General features: G+C 75.3%; 19 protein-coding genes. 8 read left to right on the top strand and 11 right to left on the bottom strand.

The genetic code is table 11. The annotated features are described in order from the left end of the window. Positions 1 to 130: 130 nt before the first annotated feature. The 3 genes from IH80_RS0118160 to IH80_RS0118150 form a co-directional block, all read right to left on the bottom strand. Entirely contained in the window at positions 131 to 2,068 is a 1,938-nt protein-coding gene (locus tag IH80_RS0118160) for a hypothetical protein (RefSeq protein ID WP_107056848.1), read from the bottom strand. Between the two features lie 114 nt (positions 2,069 to 2,182). Continuing rightward, the gene (locus IH80_RS0118155) at positions 2,183 to 2,980 is read right to left on the bottom strand and encodes a tyrosine-protein phosphatase (RefSeq protein ID WP_030961681.1); all 798 of its coding nucleotides are present in this window, start codon (positions 2,978 to 2,980) and stop codon (positions 2,183 to 2,185) included. Between the two features lie 156 nt (positions 2,981 to 3,136). Then, positions 3,137 to 3,724 carry a rhomboid-like protein gene (locus IH80_RS0118150; RefSeq protein WP_234432280.1) on the bottom strand — a complete coding sequence of 196 codons (588 nt, stop codon included), beginning with the start codon at positions 3,722 to 3,724 and terminating at the stop codon, positions 3,137 to 3,139. 63 nt (positions 3,725 to 3,787) lie between these two features. Between IH80_RS0118150 and IH80_RS44775 the strand changes: the two genes are divergently transcribed. Both IH80_RS44775 and IH80_RS0118140 read left to right on the top strand, forming a co-directional pair. After that, complete coding sequence (locus IH80_RS44775) at positions 3,788 to 4,498, top strand: hypothetical protein (RefSeq protein WP_051809503.1); 711 nt, start codon at positions 3,788 to 3,790, stop codon at positions 4,496 to 4,498. 94 nt (positions 4,499 to 4,592) lie between these two features. Beyond that, the gene (locus tag IH80_RS0118140) at positions 4,593 to 6,044 is read left to right on the top strand and encodes a PepSY-associated TM helix domain-containing protein (protein ID WP_030961676.1); all 1,452 of its coding nucleotides are present in this window, start codon (positions 4,593 to 4,595) and stop codon (positions 6,042 to 6,044) included. A 62-nt stretch (positions 6,045 to 6,106) separates the two neighbouring features. Here IH80_RS0118140 and IH80_RS0118135 read toward each other — a convergent pair whose 3' ends face one another. Both IH80_RS0118135 and glnII read right to left on the bottom strand, forming a co-directional pair. After that, a complete protein-coding gene (locus tag IH80_RS0118135; RefSeq protein ID WP_030961675.1) occupies positions 6,107 to 6,709 on the bottom strand; it encodes a winged helix-turn-helix domain-containing protein in 603 nt (200 codons plus the stop codon). A gap of 634 nt (positions 6,710 to 7,343) precedes the next feature. Then, positions 7,344 to 8,363, bottom strand: coding sequence for a glutamine synthetase (glnII, locus tag IH80_RS0118130; protein ID WP_030961674.1), 1,020 nt, complete (start codon positions 8,361 to 8,363; stop codon positions 7,344 to 7,346). A gap of 308 nt (positions 8,364 to 8,671) precedes the next feature. On the opposite strand from glnII, the gene IH80_RS0118125 reads away from it, so the two are divergent. After that, positions 8,672 to 9,541, top strand: a complete 870-nt coding sequence (locus IH80_RS0118125) for a Gfo/Idh/MocA family protein (RefSeq protein WP_030961671.1) — start codon at positions 8,672 to 8,674, stop codon at positions 9,539 to 9,541. Here the strand turns inward: IH80_RS0118125 and IH80_RS0118120 are convergent. The 3 genes from IH80_RS0118120 to IH80_RS0118110 form a co-directional block, all read right to left on the bottom strand. Beyond that, positions 9,534 to 10,067, bottom strand: a complete 534-nt coding sequence (locus tag IH80_RS0118120) for a hypothetical protein (protein ID WP_234432279.1) — start codon at positions 10,065 to 10,067, stop codon at positions 9,534 to 9,536. The genes IH80_RS0118125 and IH80_RS0118120 overlap by 8 nt on opposite strands. Positions 10,068 to 10,162: 95 nt before the next feature. Next, the gene (locus IH80_RS0118115) at positions 10,163 to 11,647 is read right to left on the bottom strand and encodes a PLP-dependent aminotransferase family protein (RefSeq protein WP_078906599.1); all 1,485 of its coding nucleotides are present in this window, start codon (positions 11,645 to 11,647) and stop codon (positions 10,163 to 10,165) included. Continuing rightward, complete coding sequence (locus IH80_RS0118110; RefSeq protein WP_420708800.1) at positions 11,644 to 12,051, bottom strand: MarR family winged helix-turn-helix transcriptional regulator; 408 nt, start codon at positions 12,049 to 12,051, stop codon at positions 11,644 to 11,646. Before IH80_RS0118110 ends, IH80_RS0118115 begins: the two co-directional genes overlap by 4 nt. A 177-nt stretch (positions 12,052 to 12,228) precedes the next feature. Here IH80_RS0118110 and IH80_RS0118105 point away from each other — a divergent pair, with 177 nt between their 5' ends. Next, positions 12,229 to 13,092 carry an alpha/beta fold hydrolase gene (locus IH80_RS0118105; protein WP_030961664.1) on the top strand — a complete coding sequence of 288 codons (864 nt, stop codon included), beginning with the start codon at positions 12,229 to 12,231 and terminating at the stop codon, positions 13,090 to 13,092. Between the two features lie 56 nt (positions 13,093 to 13,148). On the opposite strand, the gene IH80_RS0118100 is transcribed toward IH80_RS0118105, so the two are convergent. Next, the gene (locus IH80_RS0118100; RefSeq protein ID WP_030961662.1) at positions 13,149 to 13,520 is read right to left on the bottom strand and encodes an ArsC/Spx/MgsR family protein; all 372 of its coding nucleotides are present in this window, start codon (positions 13,518 to 13,520) and stop codon (positions 13,149 to 13,151) included. Between the two features lie 107 nt (positions 13,521 to 13,627). On the opposite strand from IH80_RS0118100, the gene IH80_RS0118095 reads away from it, so the two are divergent. Beyond that, on the top strand, positions 13,628 to 13,879 hold the full coding sequence (locus IH80_RS0118095; protein ID WP_030961661.1) for a hypothetical protein: 252 nt from the start codon (positions 13,628 to 13,630) through the stop codon (positions 13,877 to 13,879). Between the two features lie 77 nt (positions 13,880 to 13,956). Here the strand turns inward: IH80_RS0118095 and IH80_RS0118090 are convergent, their stop codons facing one another. Continuing rightward, positions 13,957 to 15,039: a PP2C family protein-serine/threonine phosphatase gene (locus tag IH80_RS0118090; protein WP_030961660.1), complete on the bottom strand. Its 1,083-nt coding sequence runs from the start codon at positions 15,037 to 15,039 to the stop codon at positions 13,957 to 13,959. A 176-nt stretch (positions 15,040 to 15,215) separates the two neighbouring features. Here IH80_RS0118090 and IH80_RS0118085 point away from each other — a divergent pair, with 176 nt between their 5' ends. From IH80_RS0118085 to IH80_RS0118075, 3 genes are all read left to right on the top strand, one after another. Beyond that, positions 15,216 to 15,887, top strand: a complete 672-nt coding sequence (locus IH80_RS0118085; protein ID WP_030961658.1) for a VIT1/CCC1 transporter family protein — start codon at positions 15,216 to 15,218, stop codon at positions 15,885 to 15,887. A gap of 129 nt (positions 15,888 to 16,016) precedes the next feature. Then, positions 16,017 to 16,907: a TIGR01777 family oxidoreductase gene (locus IH80_RS0118080; protein ID WP_030961657.1), complete on the top strand. Its 891-nt coding sequence runs from the start codon at positions 16,017 to 16,019 to the stop codon at positions 16,905 to 16,907. 153 nt (positions 16,908 to 17,060) lie between these two features. After that, positions 17,061 to 18,332, top strand: a complete 1,272-nt coding sequence (locus tag IH80_RS0118075; RefSeq protein WP_030961656.1) for an FAD-dependent oxidoreductase — start codon at positions 17,061 to 17,063, stop codon at positions 18,330 to 18,332. An 89-nt stretch (positions 18,333 to 18,421) separates the two neighbouring features. On the opposite strand, the gene IH80_RS0118070 is transcribed toward IH80_RS0118075, so the two are convergent. Then, positions 18,422 to 19,861 (bottom strand): hypothetical protein, encoded by a 1,440-nt coding sequence (locus IH80_RS0118070; protein WP_030961654.1) that lies wholly within the window; start codon positions 19,859 to 19,861, stop codon positions 18,422 to 18,424. Between the last annotated feature and the right edge of the window lie 143 nt (positions 19,862 to 20,004).

Genomic DNA, 20,004 nt, shown 5'->3' with positions numbered 1-20,004 from the left:
TCGGTAACCGGAACCCGATCATGCCATGTGTGCGCGGTGACCGTCATGTCCGGATCCCGCCAACTCCCTTCGGCCGCTTGGTCGTTGAATCTTCACACGACTTCACGGCCGGCCTCCCCGTCCTCCTGCGTCAGCGCAGGACGCCCGCCTTCGAGCCGTCCGTCAGCCGTCCCGACAGGTCCACCTGGGCGCCGGCGGGGGCCTTGACCGCCAGTCGGTTGCCGTTCGCCGAGCCGGTCACCCCGCCGCCCGACACCGACAGCGAGGCGAACTGCGCACTGCCCGCCGCCAGGACGTACCACTGGCCCGCACGCGACTTCCACAGCACGCCCGCCAGCACCCGCGGTTCCCGGGGCCCGCACGCGGCGGCCCCCTCCGCGGCCGCCGCCTGCGCCGCCGTGGCCGAGCCCGGCGCCAGGAACTGGGCCTGCACGCGGTCCGCCGCGCCCTGCCAGGTCTCGGCCCGGGTGCAGAGCCAGGTCGCCGTTCCGTCGCCCTCCGGCAGCGGCTGCTTCGCGTACGTCCAGGAGTTGACCGTGCGGACCCCGTGCGAGCGGACGGAGGGCAGCAGACAGGCGATCCGCGACCAGTCCGCCAGCTCCGCGGCCTCCGTCACGTTCCGCTCGGCCCCCGGCGCCCCCGAGGTGAGCCGGGCCGGGGTCAGCTCGCCCAGGTCGGTGATCAGCCGGGTGGCGCCGTCCCCGGTCAGGGACAGGGCGTTCCAGCTCGTGCAGTCGCCCGTCGGAGCGGGTCCCGGCACCGGCGGGGTCACCCCGTCCGGGGTCGTCTTCAGCACCGCCGGCTGACCGCCGGGCTTGAGCAGGTCCCGCAGGGCCGCCCCCGTCACCCAGGGCGCCGTGAGATAGCGGACGTTGCCGTCGACGCGGCTGACGACCAGCGCGGTCGCGGTGTCCGCCGAGGCGCCGTCGGTCCGGGCGAAGTCCAGGGCCGCGCCCGCGGAACCGGAGCGCGGCTCGGCGTAGCGGACCACGCGCAGGCCGTCGTACAGCAGGACCACCACGGCCTGGTCGACGGCGCCCGCGAACAGCAGCTGCGCCGGCCCCATCGGCGGCCCGGACGGGGTCCCCGGGGTGGCCGAGACGACCACGGAGGAGCCGGGCCGCGCCCAGACCGCCAGCGCCCGGCGCAGCAGCGCCGTGTCGTCCGCGCGGTCCCCGCGGGCCGGCCAGGTCGAGAAGTCCGTACGGGAGGAGGTGTGCCAGAGCGCGGGCGCGGCCCGGACCAGCTTGGCGGGATCCAGGGCCTGTTCGGCCGCGGCGTTGCGCGCGTACGGCGGGGCGGCGGCCCCGTCCGAGCCCCAGCCCCCGCCGGGCAGCGCGAGCAGCGCCCCGCACACGGCGAGGGCGGCCCCCGCGGCCAGCGCGGCCCTCGAGAGGCGGCGGCGCCGCAGCAGGTCGGTGGGCCGGGCCTGGAGCACGCACGGGTCGAACTCGGGGGAGGCGAACAGAGCGTCGTTCGCCGGGTCCCCGGACTCCGCGACCGCGGCGGCCGGGTCCGGGACGCCGGCCTCGTCGAGCACCCGGACCACCTCCGGCTCCGGCAGCCGCTCCAGGGCGCGCAGCACGCAGGCGGCCCGGCCCGGCCCGTCCAGGGTGGCCAGCCACTGGTCGAGGGCGAGCTCCTCGGCCCCGCCCGAGCGGGGGAACAGCCGCAGGCCCCACACCTGCGGCAGCGCCGGCGGGAGCTGCGCGCGCCGGGGCAGTGCCCGGAACGTCAGCGGGAGTCCCGCCTCCAGGGCCGCGCGGAGCACCCGCAGCCGGACGTAGGCGTAGCCGGAGTCGTCCGGGCCGCCCCGCTGCCCCGGGACCCCGCCCTGCACGGCGGCGACGCCCGCCGTCGCGTCCCGCCGCCCGCGCGGCAGCGCCCGCTGGACCAGCGAGTGGGCGGTGAGCACCCGCCGGTTGCGGCCGAGGGTGGGGGGCAGCACCAGATAGGCGAGCCGCACCAGCCGCGGGTAGTGCTCGACGATGGCGGCCTCGGCCTGCTCGACGTCGGGCACGGCGGCCACGGGAGGCTGGGGGCGGGTGGTGGTATCCGGCGCAGTCACGTTCAGCAGAACGAGCGAATCGTCGGATGGTCACCCGCCGCCTGCCGCCTGCCGCCTGCCGCCTGCCGCCTGCCGCCTGCCGCCTGCCGCCCGAGGGCGTCAGGCGGGGGCGGCTCAGGCCACCAGGCGGGCGCGGAGCGCCTCGACCGTCTCGTCCGGCACGCCGAGGCCCTCGCGCACGTACTTCTCCATGGAGCCGTAGCGCGTCTCGACCTCGTCGAGGGCGGCCTCCAGGTAGGAGGGGAAGACCCCGATCAGCGCGAGCGCGATGTCCGGGTTGCCGCCGGCCGCCGTGAAGCCCTCGACCATCGGGGCGAAGGCCTGCTTCACCGCCGGGTTCACCGAGAGGTATTCGGCCATCAGGGTCCCGTCGTCCGCGCCGAGCAGCGCCAGGATCACGGTCGCGGCCCAGCCGGTGCGGTCCTTGCCGGCCGTGCAGTGGAACAGCAGCGGGCCCGCCTGCGGGTCGGCGGCCTCGGTGAGCAGCAGGCGGTACGCGGCCTGCGCGGAACCGGAGTGCACGAAGGACCGGTAGGTGTCGGCGAAGAGGGCCTGGGCCTTGCCGCCGCCCAGGTGTTCCTCGGCCACCACCGGGTCGGCGAGCAGGTCCTTGAGCTGGACGGCGGCGGGCTTCCTGCCGGCCTCGCGCAGCTTGTCCGCGAGGACGTCGGCGACCAGGAGCCGGGCCCCGGCCGGTATGCGGTCGGGGTGATCCGCGCGTTCCGCGTCGGTGCGGAAGTCGATGACGGTGCGCACGTCCAGCGCCGCCACCACCGCGTCGGCGTCGAGGTCGAGCCGGTCGAGCTGGCCGGAGCGCAGGACCAGGCCGGGGCGGACGCTGCGGCCGCCGGGGAGCGGGGTGCCGCCGAGGTCGCGGAGGTTGGCGACGGTGGTGGAAGGGGTGGCGGTCATCGTGGCGGCTCCAGCGGGGCTCGAGTTACTCGTGTCATGCGGCGATGTGGTCGTGCGGGTGCGGTGGTGCAGGCAGGTGATGGTGCGGTGGGGAAGGCGACTGGTCGTGCAGGGCTGCGGCCGTGCAGGGCTGCGGTCGCGCGACGGTGGGGCGATTCAGGTAATTTTCTGGCGCTTCGTACCGGAAAGGCAATCGAGGGTCAGCGAGACCCCTATGCCGATCCCGAGCGCCGCGAGGTGCCCGGCGTCCGTGAAGGTCCGGCCGCGCTTCAGTACGGGCGCGGCCGCGAGCGCGAGCAGTCCCGCGCGGGCGGCCGTGCGGACGGCCCCGCGCGGCAGGGCGGAGGTCAGGGCGCCGAGGACGGCGTTGAACCCGTAGCTCGTGCCCACGTCCAAGGCGTGCCGGGTCGCGGAATCGGCCGTCCTGCGCAGCGCGCCGTACACCAGGAGGGTCGCCGAGGCGTGCCCGAAGAGGAACACCGCGGCCGTCCACCAGGCCCCGTACGCGTATTCGGCGTAGCCGAGCACCGCGACCAGCAGCAGCGCGTACGGCAGGGGCATCGGTTCCTCGACGACGAGGGCGCTGCTCAGCAGCGTCTCCCAGCGCCCGGCGGCGAGATTGTCGACATTCGTCGAGCAGTCCCGGAGCAGCCGCTCCCGCTCGGCCGGTCCGGTGCGCTCCAGGGCGTAGGCCCCGAGCTGGACCCCGCCGGCGTACACCGCTCCCCATGGAATTGGATTCACATGCTCATGATCGGATAAGCCTCTGGCGGAGACCAAGGGGCCCCGTGCGAACATGTCCCGGCCATGTTCGAATCCTTCGCGCCACTGCGCGCCACCCGAGCCGCGATGTTCGCGGCGATGTGCGTCGCCCTGGGCGCGTCGGGGCATTCGCACATGTCCGGGACGGATGTCCCCGTCTTCGGCCTTCTGGGTGCCTTCGGGGTGACCTTCGGCCTGGCCTGGCTCGTCGCCGGCCGGCGACGGGGCCCCCTGGGCATCACGGCCGCGGTGCTCTCCGTACAGGGCGTGCTGCACCTCGTCTTCTCCGGCAGTCAGGCGGCGCGGTCCGTCGCCGGGCCCGCCGCGACGCGGGGGCACCACCACATGCCCGCCGCCGCACCCGGCACGGCCGGCACGGCGGATGCGGCGGGAATGGCCGACATGGCCGACATGGCGGGAGCGGCCGGGCACGGCGGCGCCGGAATGATCACCGCGCACGTGCTCGCCGGGCTGCTCTGCGCCGCCTGGCTGGCGCGGGGCGAGGCCGCCGTCTTCCGGTTGGCCCGGGTCCTGGGCGCCGCGGCCCTGCACGCCGCCCGGCCGCTCGCCCGCGCGCTCGACCTCGTGCGGGCCCGGGTGGCCGCGCCACCGGCCCCGCCCGTGTTCCGCGCCCCGTTCCCCCGGCCGCGCCGGCTGTGCGGAGCGGTCCACGCCCACGCCGTGGTGCGCCGCGGGCCGCCGTGGCGCGGCAGTGCCCTCCGCTCCGCGGCCCCCGGCCGTCCTGCCCGCGCCTGATCCGCTGATCCGGCGCACCTCCACGGCACCCGTGCGAGGGGAGGCGAGACCTGGGGCCGCCGTCCCCATGCCTTCGCCGACACCTAGGACCACCATGTCCCTTGAAGAAGTCCAGGACGTCCGTACCCCGGACTCCGACCCGCCCGCCGCCTCCAGGAACCGCGGCGGCGGCTGGGCCGCCGTCCGTCCGCTGCTCCTGCGGATGCACTTCTACGCGGGCCTGCTCATCGCCCCGCTGCTGTTCCTCGCCGCCGCCACCGGGCTGCTGTACGCCGCCTCCTGGCAGGCCGAGAAGATCGTCTACGCCGACGAGCTGACCGTCGCCCGCGTCGGCGACGCCGCACTCCCGCTCAGCGCCCAGGTCGAGGCGGCCAAGGGCGCCGCGCCCACGGGCGAGGTCGTCTCCGTGTGGCCGGGCCCCGACGCCGAGGCCACCACCCGGGTGGTCATGGAGAGTTCGGGCCTCGCGGAGGGCGAGACGCTCACCGTCTTCGTCGACCCGTACACCGCCGAGGTGCGCGGACAGCTCACCACCGTCGGCGACGCGCTGCCGCTGCGGGCCTGGCTGAGCACCTTGCACTCCAACCTCCAGCTCGGGGAGTTCGGCCGCGTCTACAGCGAACTCGCCGCCAGCTGGATGTGGGTGGTCGCGCTCGGCGGCCTCGCCCTGTGGATCGGCCGCCGTCGCAAGCGCGCCTCGCAGCTCGTCCTCCCGGACCGGGGGGCCACCGGGCGGCGCCGGACCCTGTCCTGGCACGGGGTCGTCGGTCTCTGGTCCGTCGCCGGACTCGTCGTGCTCTCCGCCACCGGCCTGACCTGGTCGAAGTACGCCGGTGAGAACATCGGGCAGCTCCAGGACAGCCTCGGCGGCGCCACTCCCGCCGTCTCCGCCAAGCTGAAGCCGGGTGGTGGGGCCGGCGGCGCCGACGAGCACGCGGGCCACTCCATGCCCGAGGGCACCGAGATGCCCCCGCCCGCGCCCACCGCCGACGTCGGTCTCGACCGGGCCGTGGCCGCCGCCCGGGACGCCGGTGTCACCGAGGCGATCCGCGTGACCCTGCCCGCCAAGGGCAAGGGCTATGTGATCAAGGAGAACGACAAGCAGGTTCCGGTGCACTTCGACGCCGTGGCCGTCGACCCGGCCGACGCCCGCGTGATGGACGAACTGCGCTTCGCCGACTACCCCGTGCTCGCGAAGATGACCCGCTTCGGCATCGACCTGCACATGGGCCAGACCTTCGGACTCGCCAACCAGATCGTGCTCGCCGCGCTGGCCGTCGGCGTGATGTTCCTCGTCTTCTGGGGCTACCGCATGTGGTGGCTGCGCCGCCCCACGAAGGACCGCACGCTGTCCGTGGGCCGCGCGCAGCCGCGCGGTGCCTGGCGGAAGCTGCCCGTGACCGTGGTGCTGCCGCTGGCCGCGGTGACCGCGCTCGTGGGCTGGTTCATCCCGCTGCTCGGGATCAGCCTGGCCGCCTTCCTGGTGGTGGACCTGCTGCTCGGTTTGGTGGCACGCCGCCGGGCGGCGGCCGGGGCCGCCGCCTAGTCCGGCCCCGGTGACAGCGGTGGGCCCGTACTCCCCCGGGGAGTACGGGCCCACCGTCGGTCTCAGGGGGCGTACTTGTAGCCCACCCGGCGCACCGTCTGGATGGCGCCGCGGTGCGACCCGCCCAGCTTGCGCCGCAGCCGGGCGATGTGGACGTCCACGGTCCGGCCGTCGCCGACGTGGCCGTAGCCCCAGACCGTGGTGACCAGCTGGTCCCTGCTGTGCACCCGGTGCGGGTGCTCCACCAGGTGGGCCAGCAGCTCGAACTCCAGGTACGTCAGGTCGAGTACGCGGCCGTCGACCTCGGCGGTGCGCTGCGCCGCGTCGATGTGGATCAGGGCGTCGTCCCGGCCGGGGGCCGTGGCCGCGGGCTGGGCGGGGGTGCCGACGGCCGGCTGGACCGCGGCGGCCACGGCCTGCGGGGCGAAGCCGATCGGCGGCTGCTGGTCCGCCGGTACGAGGACCAGGTAGCCGACCATCGGCGGCTGGCCCGGCAGTGCCGGAAGGGTGTGCTGGGGCGCGGGCAGCCAGGTGGCACCGGGCGGGAGGAGGTCCACGACGCGGGCCACCTCGTCACGGTCCACGGCGCGCAGCCGCGTGCGGGGACTGGGCGGATAGGTCGGGGAAGCGGTCGCAGCAGAGGTCAGGGAGCGGGTGTTCGCCATGAGTGGTCAGCTCTTTCACGCGGAGTGGTCGGCAGGAGACGTACGTGCGTCATCGATGGCGTACCGCGCAGACCGAAGGCCCCGGAGGAGCTCGGAGGGGAGGTCCCGGAGGCTTTAGAGGGCCGGCGCGTTCTTCGCGCGGCAACACTCACGATCGAAGTCGTGGTCCTGACGGGACGGCCAGAACGGCTCGAGGTCGCTGCGACCTGACGAGGTGTGCGAGTGGCTGGCCATGGCCCCATTCAAGCAGAAGCAATGCCGCCGGGGCAGGCCGCGTCTCGGATCCTGGATCAAGATCTCACCATCCGGTCCGAGCATCCGGCAAACCGGGGCAATCCATCAACCCGTCGACCACCCGCGCCCGTCCAGTCCCGTCACGCGTATCGCATCGTGGACAGATCCGCCCCACGCCCACCGAAGCCCCTCGGCGCCGGGCGCCGCCACCGCTTCCCGCCCGACCGGGACCGCAAGGTCCTCCTCGGACTCGCACCGGCGCGGGCCGGTCGGAGGACTCGCCGCGCTCCGTGTGGATCGTGACCGCCGACACGGGGACGTCGTCCCGCCCGCACCGACGACGCCCGCCGGGCCTCGGGGGCGCGGCGGGCGTCGTCGGTGTACGGGGGAGCGGCGGGCGTCAGGCCAGGCCGTCCTTCTCCAGGCCGGTGCAGCAGGTGTCCGTGATGAGGCGGGTCACCACGTACGGGTCCACGTTCGCGTTCGGGCGGCGGTCCTCGATGTAGCCCTTGCCGTCCTTCTCCACCTGCCACGGGATGCGGACCGACGCGCCGCGGTCCGAGACGCCGTAGCTGAACTCGTTCCACGGGGCGGTCTCGTGCAGGCCCGTGAGGCGCTCGTCGATGCCGGCGCCGTAGTTCTTCACGTGGTCGAGCGGCTTGCTGCCCTCGCCCAGCGCCTCGCACGCCGAGATGATCGCGCGGTAGTCCTCGCGCATCGACTTCGTGGAGAAGTTGGTGTGCGCGCCCGCGCCGTTCCAGTCGCCCTTGACCGGCTTCGGGTTCAGCGTCGCCGAGACGTTGAAGTCCTCGGCGGTGCGGTAGAGCAGCCAGCGGGCGATCCACAGCTGGTCGGAGACCTCCAGCGGGCCCAGCGGGCCGACCTGGAACTCCCACTGGCCGGGCATGACCTCGGCGTTGATGCCGGAGATCTCCAGGCCCGCCGCCAGGCAGTGGTCCAGGTGCTTCTCGACGATGTCGCGGCCGAAGATCTCGTCCGAGCCGACGCCGCAGTAGTAGCCGCCCTGCGCGGCCGGGAAGCCGCCCACGGGGAAGCCGAGGGGGCGGACCCCGTCGAAGAAGGTGTACTCCTGCTCGATGCCGAAGATGGGCTCCTGGCCGGCGAACTTCTCGGCGACAGGGCGCAGCAGCGCGCGGGTGTTCGACTCGTGCGGGGTCATGTCGATGTTCAGGACCTCGCACAGCACGAGGACGTTGTCCCCGCCGCGGATCGGGTCCGGGCAGGAGAACACCGGGTTGAGCACGCGGTCGGAGGCGTGGCCCTCGGCCTGGTTGGTGCTCGATCCGTCGAAGCCCCAGATCGGCAGCTCGGCGCCGTCGGCCAGGATCTTCGTCTTGGAGCGAAGCTTCGCCGTCGGCTCGGTGCCGTCGATCCAGATGTACTCAGCCTTGTAGCTCACGGGCCCATCCTCAGACTCTGCGGGTGCTGCCGGCCGCCGCTTCATCGCTGCGGTGTTGACCGCAGCGTGCCCGCCCGCCATTTCTCTTCCGTTGCCCGTGTGTGAACCCCGTGTTACCGAGGTTTACGCCGCTGGTCGCCCCGCGTGTGCGGGTTGGCAGCCGGGCATCCGTCCGGGTGCGGCAGACTGGCCGCGTGAGCATTTCGTCTGATTTGAGCCCCGCCGGAGACCGCGCCGGAGATCCCGCCGAGACCACCGCCCCAACTGCCGCCCGTCAGGCGCCCGCAGGCACCCGCCCCCGGGTCGGGCTGCTCGGGACCGGCCCCTGGGCGCACCGCACCCACGCCCCGGCCCTCGCCGCGCACACCGGATCCGAGTTCGCCGGAGTGTGGGGCCGCCGGCCCGAAGCCGCCGCGGAACTGGCGCAGAAACACGGCGTGAAGGTGTACGAAGACCCCGACGAGCTGTTCGCCGACTGTGACGTCGTCGCCTTCGCCCTGCCGCCCGACGTGCAGGCCCCGCTGGCGGTGCGCGCGGCCGCCGCAGGCTGCCACCTGCTGCTCGACAAGCCCGTCGCGACCACGCCGCGGGACGCCCGGGCCGTCGCCGACGCGGTCGACCGCCACGGGGTCGCCTCCGTCGTCTTCCTCACCCTGCGCTTCGCCGAGCCCACCGCCGGCTGGGTCGCCGAACAGGCCGCCCGCACCGGCTGGTTCACCGCGGCCGCGCACTGGCTCGGCGCCGTCTTCCCGCCCGACGGAACGCCCAGCGCCTACGCCGACTCGCCCTGGCGCAAGGCCAAGGGCGGCCTGTGGGACGTCGGGCCGCACGCCCTGTCGGTCCTGATCCCGATCCTCGGCGACGTCACCGAGGTCAGCGCCACCCGTGGCCCCTCCGACGTCGTCCAGCTCGCGCTGCGGCACGCCTCCGGTGCGGCCAGCACCGCCGTGCTCAGCCTGGGCGCGCCGTCCGCGGCCGCCGGGGTGGGGCTGGAACTGCGCGGGTCCGAGGGCGTGCACGCACTGCCCGGCTGGAGCGACGTACCGGGCGCCTACGGGCGGGCCCTGGACGCGTTGCTCGCCGCCGCCCGCACGGGCGTGCCCGATCCGCGCGGCGCGGCCTTCGGGGCCAGGCTGACGGAGATCCTGGCGCAGGCGGAGGCGCAGCTCCCTATTTGATGAGGGCGTTGGCCACGATGATGGCGAGGCCGATGGCGGCATCGGCCAGGCCGAACAGGAGGGCCCGGTCGAGGCGGTGGCCGACCCGGAGCGCCACGAGCGCGCCCCAGGCGAACAGCAGGGCGGTGTTCAGGCCGAGTCCGGCGGCCGTCACGTCGTAGGCGTCCCAGTCGCCGAGCCCCGCGGCGGTCAGCAGCAGCACGGTGGGGAGAGTGGCCACGACCAGTGGCCACTCGTCCCGCAGGGCCCGGGCCAGGAGCCGCCAGCGGTGCCCGCCGGAGCCCTTCCGGTGCGAGGCCATGTGGTGCGCGTAGCCGTGCGCGAGCCCGGCCGTGGCCGCCGTCACCAGGACCCAGCTGGCGTCGTAGAACGGGGTGAAGTCCTCGCCGTCCTGGTTCAGTGCGGCCAGCAGGGCGCTGGCCAGGACCGTCCCGTAGACCCCGCCGAACATCCAGTCGGCGTGCCGGTGGGACGGCTGGGGCGGGCGGGTGGTCAGGCCCTCTTCCTGCGGCTGCTGCTCGGTCACGACTGAGCCCTTCGGTGCGTTATGTCCTTATTTCGCGCTCCGGCCACCCTACGAGAACCGCGGGTGGGGACGATGTGAAGACCCAGCAGCCCCCGCTACCCGCCCACCGCCCGGCGGACCACCTCCGCCAGGACGTCCAGGGCACGGGCGAAGCCCGCGTCGGGGGGCGCCGCGTAGCCGACCACCAGCCCCTCGCGGGGCGGCGCGGGATCGGCGGCGGTGTGCCGGTAGGAGGAGAGGCCGTCCAGGGCCAGACCCGCCCCACGGGCCGCCGCGAGCGCCCGGGCCTCGCGCCCCGGCGGGAGCTCCACCACGGCGTGCAGTCCAGCCGAGATGCCCGTGACCCGGACCTGCGGGGCGCGTGCGGCCAGTACGGAGACCAACTGGTCGCGGCGGCGCCGGTAGCGCAGCCGCATCCGCCGCACGTGCCGGTCGTACGCCCCGCAGTCGATGAAGTCGGCGAGGGCCAGCTGGTCCAGCGCGCTCGCCCAGGACTCCCGCAGCCCCTTCGCCGCCAGCACCTCCTCGACCAGCGCGTCCGGGAGGACCAGCCAGCCCAGGCGGAGCGCGGGGGAGAGGCTCTTGCTGAGCGAGCCCGCGTAGACCACGTGCCCCGGGGCCAGGCCCTGCACGGCGCCGACCGGTTTGCGGTCGTAGCGGAACTCCCCGTCGTAGTCGTCCTCCACGATCACACCACCGGTGGCGCGGGCCCACTCCGCGGCCGCGGCGCGGCGGGAGGGCAGCAGGTGGCCCCCGGTCGGGAACTGGTGCGCCGGTGTGAGGAGCAACGTACGCGCCCGGGAGGGGAGTTCCTGGGTCCGGGCACCGTCCTCGTCGACCGCCACGGGGTGCGGGCGGACCCCGGCGGCGTCGAGGATGCCGTGGTGGAAGGGGAGTCCGTACGCCTCGACGGCCCAGTCCCGGGGCCGCACGGACGCGAGGAGCCGCAGGCCGTTGGCGAAGCCGGAGCAGACCACGACGTTCTCGGGGTCCGTACGCACGCCACGCGTCCGGGACAGATAGCCGGCCAGGGCCCGCCGCAGCTCCGGGCGGCCCCGCGGATCACCGGGCCCGAAGGCCTCGGTGGGCGCCCCGGCCAGCGCCCGCCGGGCGCTGGTGGCCCAGGGGCCCCGCGGGAAGGAGGCGGGGTCGGGCTTGCCCTGGAGCAGGTCGAACCGGGGGTGTGCGGGCGACGGTCCGCCGCCGGCGGCCGGTGCCGGCGCGGCCGCCACCCCTTCCGCGACGCGGGTGCCGGAGCCCTGCCGGGCCGTGAACCAGCCCTCGGCGACCAGTTCGGCGTAGGCGTCGGCGACGGCGTTGCGGGCCAGCCCGAGGTCGGCGGCCAGGGCCCGGTAGGGCGGCAGTCGTGTCCCGCCAGCCAGCCGCCCGCTGCGGACGGCGTCGCGAAGGGCCTGGGCGAGGGCGGTGCGCCGGGCGCCCTCGGCGGGGAGGTCCAGGTGCAGGTCGGAGCCGGAGCCGGAGTCGAACCGTGGGCCGGATCCCGGGCCGGATCCCGGGCTGGATCCCGGGCCGGATGGCGCGGTCGGTCCGGGGTCCGCTCCCGGGGCTCCGGCGGTCATGGGCGGGGCTCCGGCGCGAAGACCGCGTGCGTGGCCGTCAGGAAGCGGCGGACGGTGTCCCGTTCGGCGGGGTCGAAGGAGTCCAGTACCCCCAGCATCCCGTCGATCAGGGGCCCGAAGAACTCCCGGCCCAGCCGGATCGCCGCCGGCTCCACCCGCAGCAGGATCCGGCGCCGGTCGTGCTCGTCACGGACCCGGGCCACGTGGCCGAGCCGTTCCAGCCGGTCGATCACGGCGGTGGTGCCCGCCGAGTTGAGCCCGAGCCGGGCGCCGAGCAGGCCCGCCGTGGCCGGCTCGGCGGCGCGGGCCGCGTCCAGCAGGAAGATCAGGGCCCGTACGTCGGTGGGGTGCATGCTGTTGCGGGCGGCGAACTCCGTCTGGCGCAGGCCGAAATCGATGGTCACCGCCCGCAACAGGTGTACCAGCCGCAGGTTCTCCGGCTCACGGCCACCCGGCTCGCCGTCTTCCCGTCGTCCGTCTTCCGGTCGTCCGTCTCCCGGTTCGTGGTTGTCGTGCACATCGCCCCCTGCTTAATATCTCGTTCAGCGAGATTATCGCCTGGCGAGACATTGGAGCAGCCCGTGTCCCCGACCACCTCTTCCGCCGCCTTCCGCGCCGCCTACGACGAGGTGCTCGCCGGGTGGCCCGGGCCCGTCGAGGCCGTCGACCTGCCGACCCCCCACGGGGTCACCCGCGTCAACAGCTGCGGCCCGGCGGGCGCCCCGCCGCTGGTGCTGCTGCCGGGCGGGGGAGCGACCTCCGCGGTGTGGGGCGCCTGTGCCGCCGCCGGGGCGGCCCGCACCCACCGCGTGCACGCCGTGGACCTCGTGGGGGAACCGGGGCTCAGCGTCCCGGCGTCCGGCCGGCCCCTGCGGACCCCCGAGGACCTGACCGGCTGGCTCGACGCGGTGCTCGACGGGCTCGCCCCGCACGGGCCGGTGACCCTCGGCGGGCACTCGTACGGGGCCTGGATCGCCGCCCACCACGCCGCCCGGCGGCCGGCCCGGACCGGCCGCCTCGTCCTGCTCGACCCGACCGGGGTCTTCGCCGGGCTCCGCCCCGGCTACGTCCTGCGCGCCCTGCCCGTGCTGCTGCGGCCCACCCCGGAGCGGATCCGCTCCTTCCTCGCCTGGGAGACCGGCGGGGCGGCGCTCGACCCGGCCTGGCTCCGGCTCCAGGACGAGACCGCCCGGTTCCCCGCGGCCCGCCCGGTCACCGGCCCGCGGCCGGACCTCGTCCGGCTGGCAGGGCCACCGGGCGCGCGGGCCGACGTCCGGGTGGACGTGCTGTTCGCCGGGCGGGCCCGCTGCCACGACCCCGGCCGGGCGGCCCGCGCCGCCCGCGAGGCGCTGCCGGGCGCGCGGGTCGACGTACTGCCCGGGGTCGCGCACCACGCGCTGCCCCTGACGGCCGCCGCCGAGATCGCCCGCCTGCTCGCTTCCTAGTGCTGTGACCGGAAAGGTTCACCGGGTCGCGACGCCCGGCCTTTCCGGCCACAGCACTAGACGCCGCGGGACAGCGCGTCGCGGACGGCCTCCTCGGAACGGGCGACCACGGCGGTGCCGTCCTCGGCGGTGATGATCGGGCGCTGGATGAGCTTGGGGTGCGCGGCCAAGTGGGCGATCCACAGGGCCCGTGCCGCGTCGGTCTCCTCGCGCGGCAGGTCCCGTACGCCGGTCTCCTTCGCCAGCGGGTCAGAGGTGCGCGTGATGTCCCACGGCTCCAGCCCGAGGCGGCCCAGCACCTCGCGGATCTCGTCCTCGGACGGCACGTCCTCCAGGTAGCGGCGCACGGTGTACTCGGCGCCCTCCGCGTCCAGCAGGGTGAGCGCGCTGCGGCACTTGGAACACGCGGGATTGATCCAGATCTCCATGCCGCCAACCCTACCCAGGGCCCGTCTGGCCAGGGTCTTCTGTCAGTGGTCACCGGTAAAATCGAAGGAGAACGACAGGAAGCCAACTACCGTTTGGGAGGCTGTAGATGGCCACTGCCAGCACCGTCCGGCCCGTCCAGAAGAAGCCGCTGCCGGCGGGCCTGCCCCGCGAGTGGTACGAGAGCCACAACCGCCGTCTGAAGGCGATGCGGTTGGCGATATCCCTGCTCGACTCGGGGACCTATGACGCCAAGCGGGCCACCAACCGGAAGATCCGGACGATGGCCGTCCGGACGGGGATCCACCGGCCGTCCAACGTCACCTGCAAGATGGTGCGCGCGTTCATCAAGGACTCGTGACGGCTCATCACCGCATGCCGGGGACCCGGCCGGCCCTCCACGGGCGGCCGGGCCCCGGACCGGGCCTGGCGGGAAGGTCATGCGCGGCCGTCCGGGGAGAGCAGCAGCAGCGCCACGTCGTCGCCCGGCCCGCCGTTCGAGAAGGCCGCCAGGTCCTGCCACACCGCCCCGACCAGGCCCACCGGGTCCCGCGCCAGTACGGGCACGCGGGTCGCCAGTGGGTAGAAGTGCCCGGCCGCGTCCCGGGCCTCCGTCGCCCCGTCGGTGTGCAGCAGGAACCGGTCCCCCGGCAGCACCGGCAGCTCCACCGCCTTCGGAGGATCGGGCCCCGCCAGCCCCAGGCCCAGCGGGGGGCCCGGTTCCACCGGCACCTCGTCCACCGCCGACCCCCGCAGCCGCAGCGCCGGCGGATGCCCGCAGGAAACGAACCGTACGAGGTCCAGCCCCGGCGGGAACTCCACCAGCACCGCCGTCGCGAACAGCTCCGGATGGTCCACGTGGGCGTCGGCCGCGTCCGCCAGCAACCGGCGGTCCAGCCGGAGGGCCACCGCCGCCAGCTCCGGGTCGTCGAGCACGGCCTCGCGGAAGGCCCCGAGCAGTGCCGCCACCGTGGCCACTGCCGCCAGGCCGTGCCCCTGCACGTCCGCGACCAGCGCCCGTACCCCGAACGGCCCGACCCGTACGTCGTACAGGTCGCCGCCCACCAGCGTGCCGCGCTGCGCCGCCCGGTAGAGGCCCGAGCAGCGCACCTCGCCCACCCGTTCCGGCACCGGGGGCAGCACCGCCAGCTGCGCCGCCTCCGCGACGGTCCGCACGCTGACCAGCTGCTCGTCCCGGCGCTGGCGGACCCAGGCGATGACCACGCTCAGCAGGCCGACCACGGCCACCGTCGCCAGGTCCGTCCCGCGGGCATGGGCGACGCCGATGTCGTGCACCCCCAGCAGCAGCAGGACGATGGCGGCGAAGATCGCGGTCCCGGCCGCCCCGTAGGCGAAGGCGGCCACCGGGGGCAGGCCCGCCAGGAAGAAGCCCAGCTCCACGTCGTCCGTCAGAGCCTGCGCGAGGACGAGCGCCACCAGGGCCGCCGCGGGCGCGATCCGGGCCCAGCGCGGCGGTGGCTCGCCGCGCAGGCCGCCCGGATCCTCGCGTCCGCGTCTCATCCCTCCACCCTGGTACGGGGGCCCGGCCCGCGCACCCCGGACCGGCCCGCCGGGTGGCTCCCCGCGCTCCGGGCCGCGACAGTGGTGGCGTGACGGGAAACGAAGGCCCCGGGAGGGCGCTCGGCCGCGCCCACGTCGAGGCGCACGGCACCGGCGACGTCCCCGCGAGCGCGGGGATGAGCACCCGGCTCAACTGGCTCCGCGCGGGGGTGCTCGGTGCCAACGACGGGATCATCTCCACCGCCGGCCTGGTGGTCGGCGTGGCCGGCTCCACCACGTCCCGCGCGACGATCCTGGCGGCGGGCGTCGCCGGGCTGCTGGCGGGCTCGCTGTCCATGGCGGCGGGGGAGTACGTCTCCGTCAGCTCCCAGCGGGACTCCGAACGGGCCGCGCTCGACATGGAACGCAAGGAGCTCGCCGAGGAGCCGGAGGCGGAGCTCGACGAGCTCACCGACCTGCTGGCGGAGCGGGGCCTGAGCCGGGACGTGGCCCGGGAGGCGGCGGAGCAGCTCACGGAACGGGACGCCCTGCGGGCCCACGCCCGGGTGGAGCTGGGGATCAACCCGGACGAGCTGGCCAACCCGTGGCACGCGGCCTTCGCGAGCCTCGTCGCCTTCACGGTGGGGGCGCTGCTGCCGCTGCTGGCGATCATCCTGCCGGGGCCGTCGGCGCGGGTGCCGGTGACGGTGGTGGCGGTGCTGGGGGCGCTCACGCTGTGCGGGGTGCTCAGCGCACGGCTGGGCGGGGCGCCGGTGCCGAGGGCGGTCGCCCGCAACGTGGCCGGTGGCGCCCTGGCCATGGCCGTCACCTACGCGGTCGGCACCTGGCTCGGCACCGCCACCGCCTGACCCGGCGGGCTGTTTTCCGGCCCGCCGGCGCTGGGGGCGCGGGCGCGGGGTGCGCCGTGTCGTGACGTCCGCCGACGCCACACGCCGAATCCGCCCGAGCACGGCGCAACGACCCGGCAGGATGGGGCCATGCGCATCGCAGTCACCGGGTCGACCGGGCTCATCGGCAGTGCACTCGTGCGGTCCCTGCGGGAGGACGGCCACGAGGTGGTGCGGTTCGTGCGGCGGGAGCCGGCCGCCCCGGACGAGGCGCGGTGGGATCCGCAGCGCGGCCACGTGGACCCGGCCGGGCTGGCCCGCTGCGGAGCCGTCGTGCACCTGGCGGGGGCCGGGATCGGGGACCACCGGTGGACCGCCGCGTACAAGCGGAAGATCCGCGACAGCCGGGTGCTGGGCACGGCCGCGCTCGCGAACGCCCTCGCCGGCCTCGACGAGCCGCCCGCCGTCCTGGTCAGCGGCTCCGCCGTCGGCTACTACGGGGACACCGGCGACCGCCCCGTGGACGAGGACGCCCCCGCCGGTCACGGCTTCCTGCCCTCGGTCTGCGTGGAGTGGGAGGCCGCCGCCGCCCCCGCGCGGGAGGCCGGGATCCGGACCGCGTTCGCCCGTACCGGGCTGGTCGTCGCCAAGGAGGGCGGGGCCTGGGGGCGGATGTTCCCGCTGTTCCGCGCGGGCGTCGGCGGCCGGCTCGGCGACGGCCGCCAGTACTGGCCGTACATCTCCCTCCGGGACGAGGTCGCGGCCCTGCGCCACATCATCGACACCCCCTCGCTCAGCGGTCCGGTCAACCTCACCGCCCCCGAGCCGCTGACCAACCGCCAGGTCACGGCCGCAATGGCCCGGGTGCTGCACCGGCCGGCGGTGCTGCCCGTGCCGGCCGTGGCCCTGCGGGTCGTCCTGGGGGAGTTCTCCCAGGACGTACTGGGCGGTCAGCGGGCCCGTCCCGCCCGGCTCCTGGAGTCCGGCTTCGTCTTCCGCGACCCGGGCATCGAGCAGGCCATCCGGGCCGCCCTCCAATAAACGGCGTGCGACCGTGTGCGACCGTTCGTGACCCGGATGCGACCGTTGTGCGACCGGAGTTGTCCGCAATACCCGGCCGAACTCGGGTTCCCGCGCAACCGGTTGGGGGAAGGAGGATCCCCACACAGCCGCGCCGACCTCGGGGAGGGGCACGTGCTCAGCAGCGCACCCAATGCCGCACACCATGCGGACGTCGTCATCGTAGGAGCCGGGGTCTCAGGACTCGCGGCCGCGCACCACCTGATCGCAGCCGGGGTCACGGTCACCGTCCTGGAGGCCGCGGACGACCCCGGCGGCCGGATGGCCACCGAATCGGCCGACGGGTTCCGGCTCGACCGGACGGCCCAGTTGCTCAACACCGCGTACAGCGAACTCGAACGCACCCACGCCCTGCGGGCCCTGGTCCTGCGCCCCTTCTCGCCCGGGGTCCTGGTCCACACCGACGGCAAGCAGGTACGGGCCGCGTCCCTCACGCCCGCCCGCGCCCTGGCCAGCGGCTCCCTCGACCAGGCCCGGCTCGGCGCCGCCCTCGGCAGGCTCGCCGCGCTGCCCGAGGACAAGCTGCTCGCCCGGCCCGAACGCACCGCGGCCGCCGCCCTGCGCACCCGCGGCCTGCCGGCGCGGACCCTGCACGGCGTGCTCCGGCCGCTGCTGTCCGCCCTGCTCCGCGACCCGGAGCTCACCACCTCCAGCCGGGTCGCCGACCTGGCCCTGCGCACCTTCGCCCGCGGCCGTCTCGCCGTGCCCGAAGGCGGTGCGGCGGCCCTGCCCGACCTGCTCGCCGCGGGCCTGCCGCCCGGCACCGTACGGACCGGCATCACGGTCCGGTCGCTGGCCACCAACCTGGTCACCACCGAGGAGCACGGCGACTTCCGCTGCCGCTCCGTCCTGCTCGCCACCGGCGCCCGCGCCGCCGCCGAACTCCTGCCCGGCCTGCGCGTGCCCGGGTTCCACGAGCTCACCGTCCTGCACCACGCCACCGCCACCCCACTGCCCCGGGACGGCTCGCTGATCGTGGACGGGGACCCCGACTGGCCCGTCTGCCACACCGCCGTCATGAGCGCGGTCGACCCCACACGGGCCCCGGCCGGCCGCAGCCTGGTCACCACGACTGTGCTCGGCCCGCCGCCACCGCTGCGCACCGTCGCCTCGCGCCTCGCCCGCCTCTACGACACCGGCACCCGCGAATGGGAGCTGCTGGCCGTCCACCACACCCCGGACGCCGTCCCCGCGATGCCCCCGCCGCACGACCGGCGCCGCCCCGTCCGGGTGCTGGCCGGGCTCTACGTGTGCGGCGACCACCGCGACACCAACACCGTGCAGGGCGCCCTGCACTCGGCCCGCCGCGCCGCCGGCGCGGTCCTGCGCGACTTCGGCATCCCGCTCCCGGTCGCCCCGGAGCCCGCACTTCCGGTGGCGGCCTGAGAACCACCCACGACCCAGGGGCCCGGTCCTCCCGCCTCGGGACCGGGCCCCTGCCGCGCACAGGACGACCCGGGACCGGGCGGCGGCCCTCAGGACAGCGCCGCCACCCGGTCCCGGTACGTCCGCACGGCCGAGGCGTCCCGGTACGGCTCCAGCCTCCGCTCGAAGTCCCGTACGTACTCCACCGCGCGCACCGACCGCATTTCCATCGCCTGCTGCGCCGCCTCCGCGCCCAGCGCGCACGCCTGGTCCAGCTCGCCCAGCCCCAGCCGGGCCGTGGCCAGCACCACCCGGCAGAACAGCCGCGACCGCGCGAACCCCGGCGCCCTGAGCTGCAGGGACCGCTCCGCGTGCTGTGCCGAGGCCCGGTACTGCTGGAGGTCCCGGTGGCAGTGCCCGAACTCGTCCGCCAGCTGCGCCTCGTCGTACTGGCGCGCCCAGTGCGGCACGTCGTCCCCCGGCCGGGCGGCGCCCAGCGCGCGTTCGGCCCGCACCAGGGAGGCCGTGGCCGCCCGGACCTCGCCGAGGACCGCGTGCCCCCGCGCCTCCGCCGCGTGCAGCAGCGCCTGCACCACGGGCGGCGGCCCGGAGCCCACGCCCTGCTGGGCGACCCGGGCCAGCTGCACCGCCTCCCGGCCGTGCCCGAGGTAGACCGCCTGCCGGCTCATGGTGACCAGCACGTACGAGCCGTAGGGGCGGTCCCCGGCCGCCTGTGCCAGCCGCAGGGCCTGCACGAAGTACCGCTGGGCGAGGCCGTGCGCGGCGATGTCGTACGAGGTCCAGCCCGCGAGCCGGGTCAGGTCCGCGGCGGCGGCGAAGAGCCGCCGCCCCGTGGTCTCGCCGTAGGTGCCCCGGAGCATCGGCTCGGCCTCGTGCTCCAGGTACCGCACGAGCGCCTGGCGGGCGTGCCCGCCGCCGTAGGTGTGGTCCAGCGTCCGGAACAGCTCGCTCACCGACCGCAGCGCGGCGATGTCGCCGGCCGTCACGCGCTGCCCGGGCCCGCGGTCGATCTGCCGCTGCCGCGGCACCGAGGTCCGGCCCTGGAGCGGGACGCGGGCCGCGGCCGGTTCCGCGCCCCGGGCCACGCGCTCGTCGGGCCGCCCGATCAGCCAGTCCCGGCTGGGCACGACCAGTCCGGCCGGGGTGAAGGCGATCTTCCGGAGCTCGGCGTGGGAGCCGGAGTCCTTGCGCCACAGGCCGCTCGCGATGTCCACGGCCTCCTCCGGGGTGGCCGCGAACTCCAGCCCCGCGTAGACCGGGGCACAGGCGTCGAGGCCCAGGTCCTGGGCGGAGAGCCGGCGGCCGAGCCGCCGGGTGAAGACCTCGGCGATCAGCGCCGGGGTGGTCCCGCGCGGCTGCTGGCCGCGCAGCCAGCGGGTCACGGAGGTCTTGTCGTACCGCAGGTCGAGACCGTGTTCCAGACCGAGCTGGTCGACGCGGCGGGCGAGCCCGGCGTTGGAGAACCCGGCTTCCGCGATCAGCGCCGCGAGCTGCCGGTTGGGGACACGCTGGGCAGGTCGTTCCGTCATCGGCTCCACGGTTTCCTGACGTGACGGACCGGAGTCCCGGCCCTTGAACGGCGTGAATGTAGCGGCGAACTCCGGCCGGGCCGCCCTCTCTGCCCCACATTCATCCGATCGTGTGCAGAATCGGTAGGGCTCTTTACGGACTC

It is taken from the genome of Streptomyces sp. NRRL S-378 (genome assembly GCF_000720645.1).
In the GTDB taxonomy this organism is placed as follows: domain Bacteria; phylum Actinomycetota; class Actinomycetes; order Streptomycetales; family Streptomycetaceae; genus Streptomyces.
This window is presented reverse-complemented; position numbering and strand designations above follow the sequence as displayed.

Excerpts from the sequence above, each read along its gene's own strand:
- IH80_RS0118155 (WP_030961681.1), bottom strand. The coding sequence starts at position 2,980 with ATGACCGCCACCCCTTCCACCACCGTCGCCAACCTCCGCGACCTCGGC.
- IH80_RS44775 (WP_051809503.1), top strand. The coding sequence starts at position 3,788 with ATGTTCGAATCCTTCGCGCCACTGCGCGCCACCCGAGCCGCGATGTTC.
- IH80_RS0118140 (WP_030961676.1), top strand. The coding sequence starts at position 4,593 with ATGTCCCTTGAAGAAGTCCAGGACGTCCGTACCCCGGACTCCGACCCG.
- IH80_RS0118135 (WP_030961675.1), bottom strand. The coding sequence starts at position 6,709 with ATGGCGAACACCCGCTCCCTGACCTCTGCTGCGACCGCTTCCCCGACC.
- IH80_RS0118115 (WP_078906599.1), bottom strand. The coding sequence starts at position 11,647 with ATGACCGCCGGAGCCCCGGGAGCGGACCCCGGACCGACCGCGCCATCC.
- IH80_RS0118100 (WP_030961662.1), bottom strand. The coding sequence starts at position 13,520 with ATGGAGATCTGGATCAATCCCGCGTGTTCCAAGTGCCGCAGCGCGCTC.
- IH80_RS0118095 (WP_030961661.1), top strand. The coding sequence starts at position 13,628 with ATGGCCACTGCCAGCACCGTCCGGCCCGTCCAGAAGAAGCCGCTGCCG.
- IH80_RS0118090 (WP_030961660.1), bottom strand. The coding sequence starts at position 15,039 with ATGAGACGCGGACGCGAGGATCCGGGCGGCCTGCGCGGCGAGCCACCG.
- IH80_RS0118085 (WP_030961658.1), top strand. The coding sequence starts at position 15,216 with ATGAGCACCCGGCTCAACTGGCTCCGCGCGGGGGTGCTCGGTGCCAAC.
- IH80_RS0118080 (WP_030961657.1), top strand. The coding sequence starts at position 16,017 with ATGCGCATCGCAGTCACCGGGTCGACCGGGCTCATCGGCAGTGCACTC.
- IH80_RS0118070 (WP_030961654.1), bottom strand. The coding sequence starts at position 19,861 with ATGACGGAACGACCTGCCCAGCGTGTCCCCAACCGGCAGCTCGCGGCG.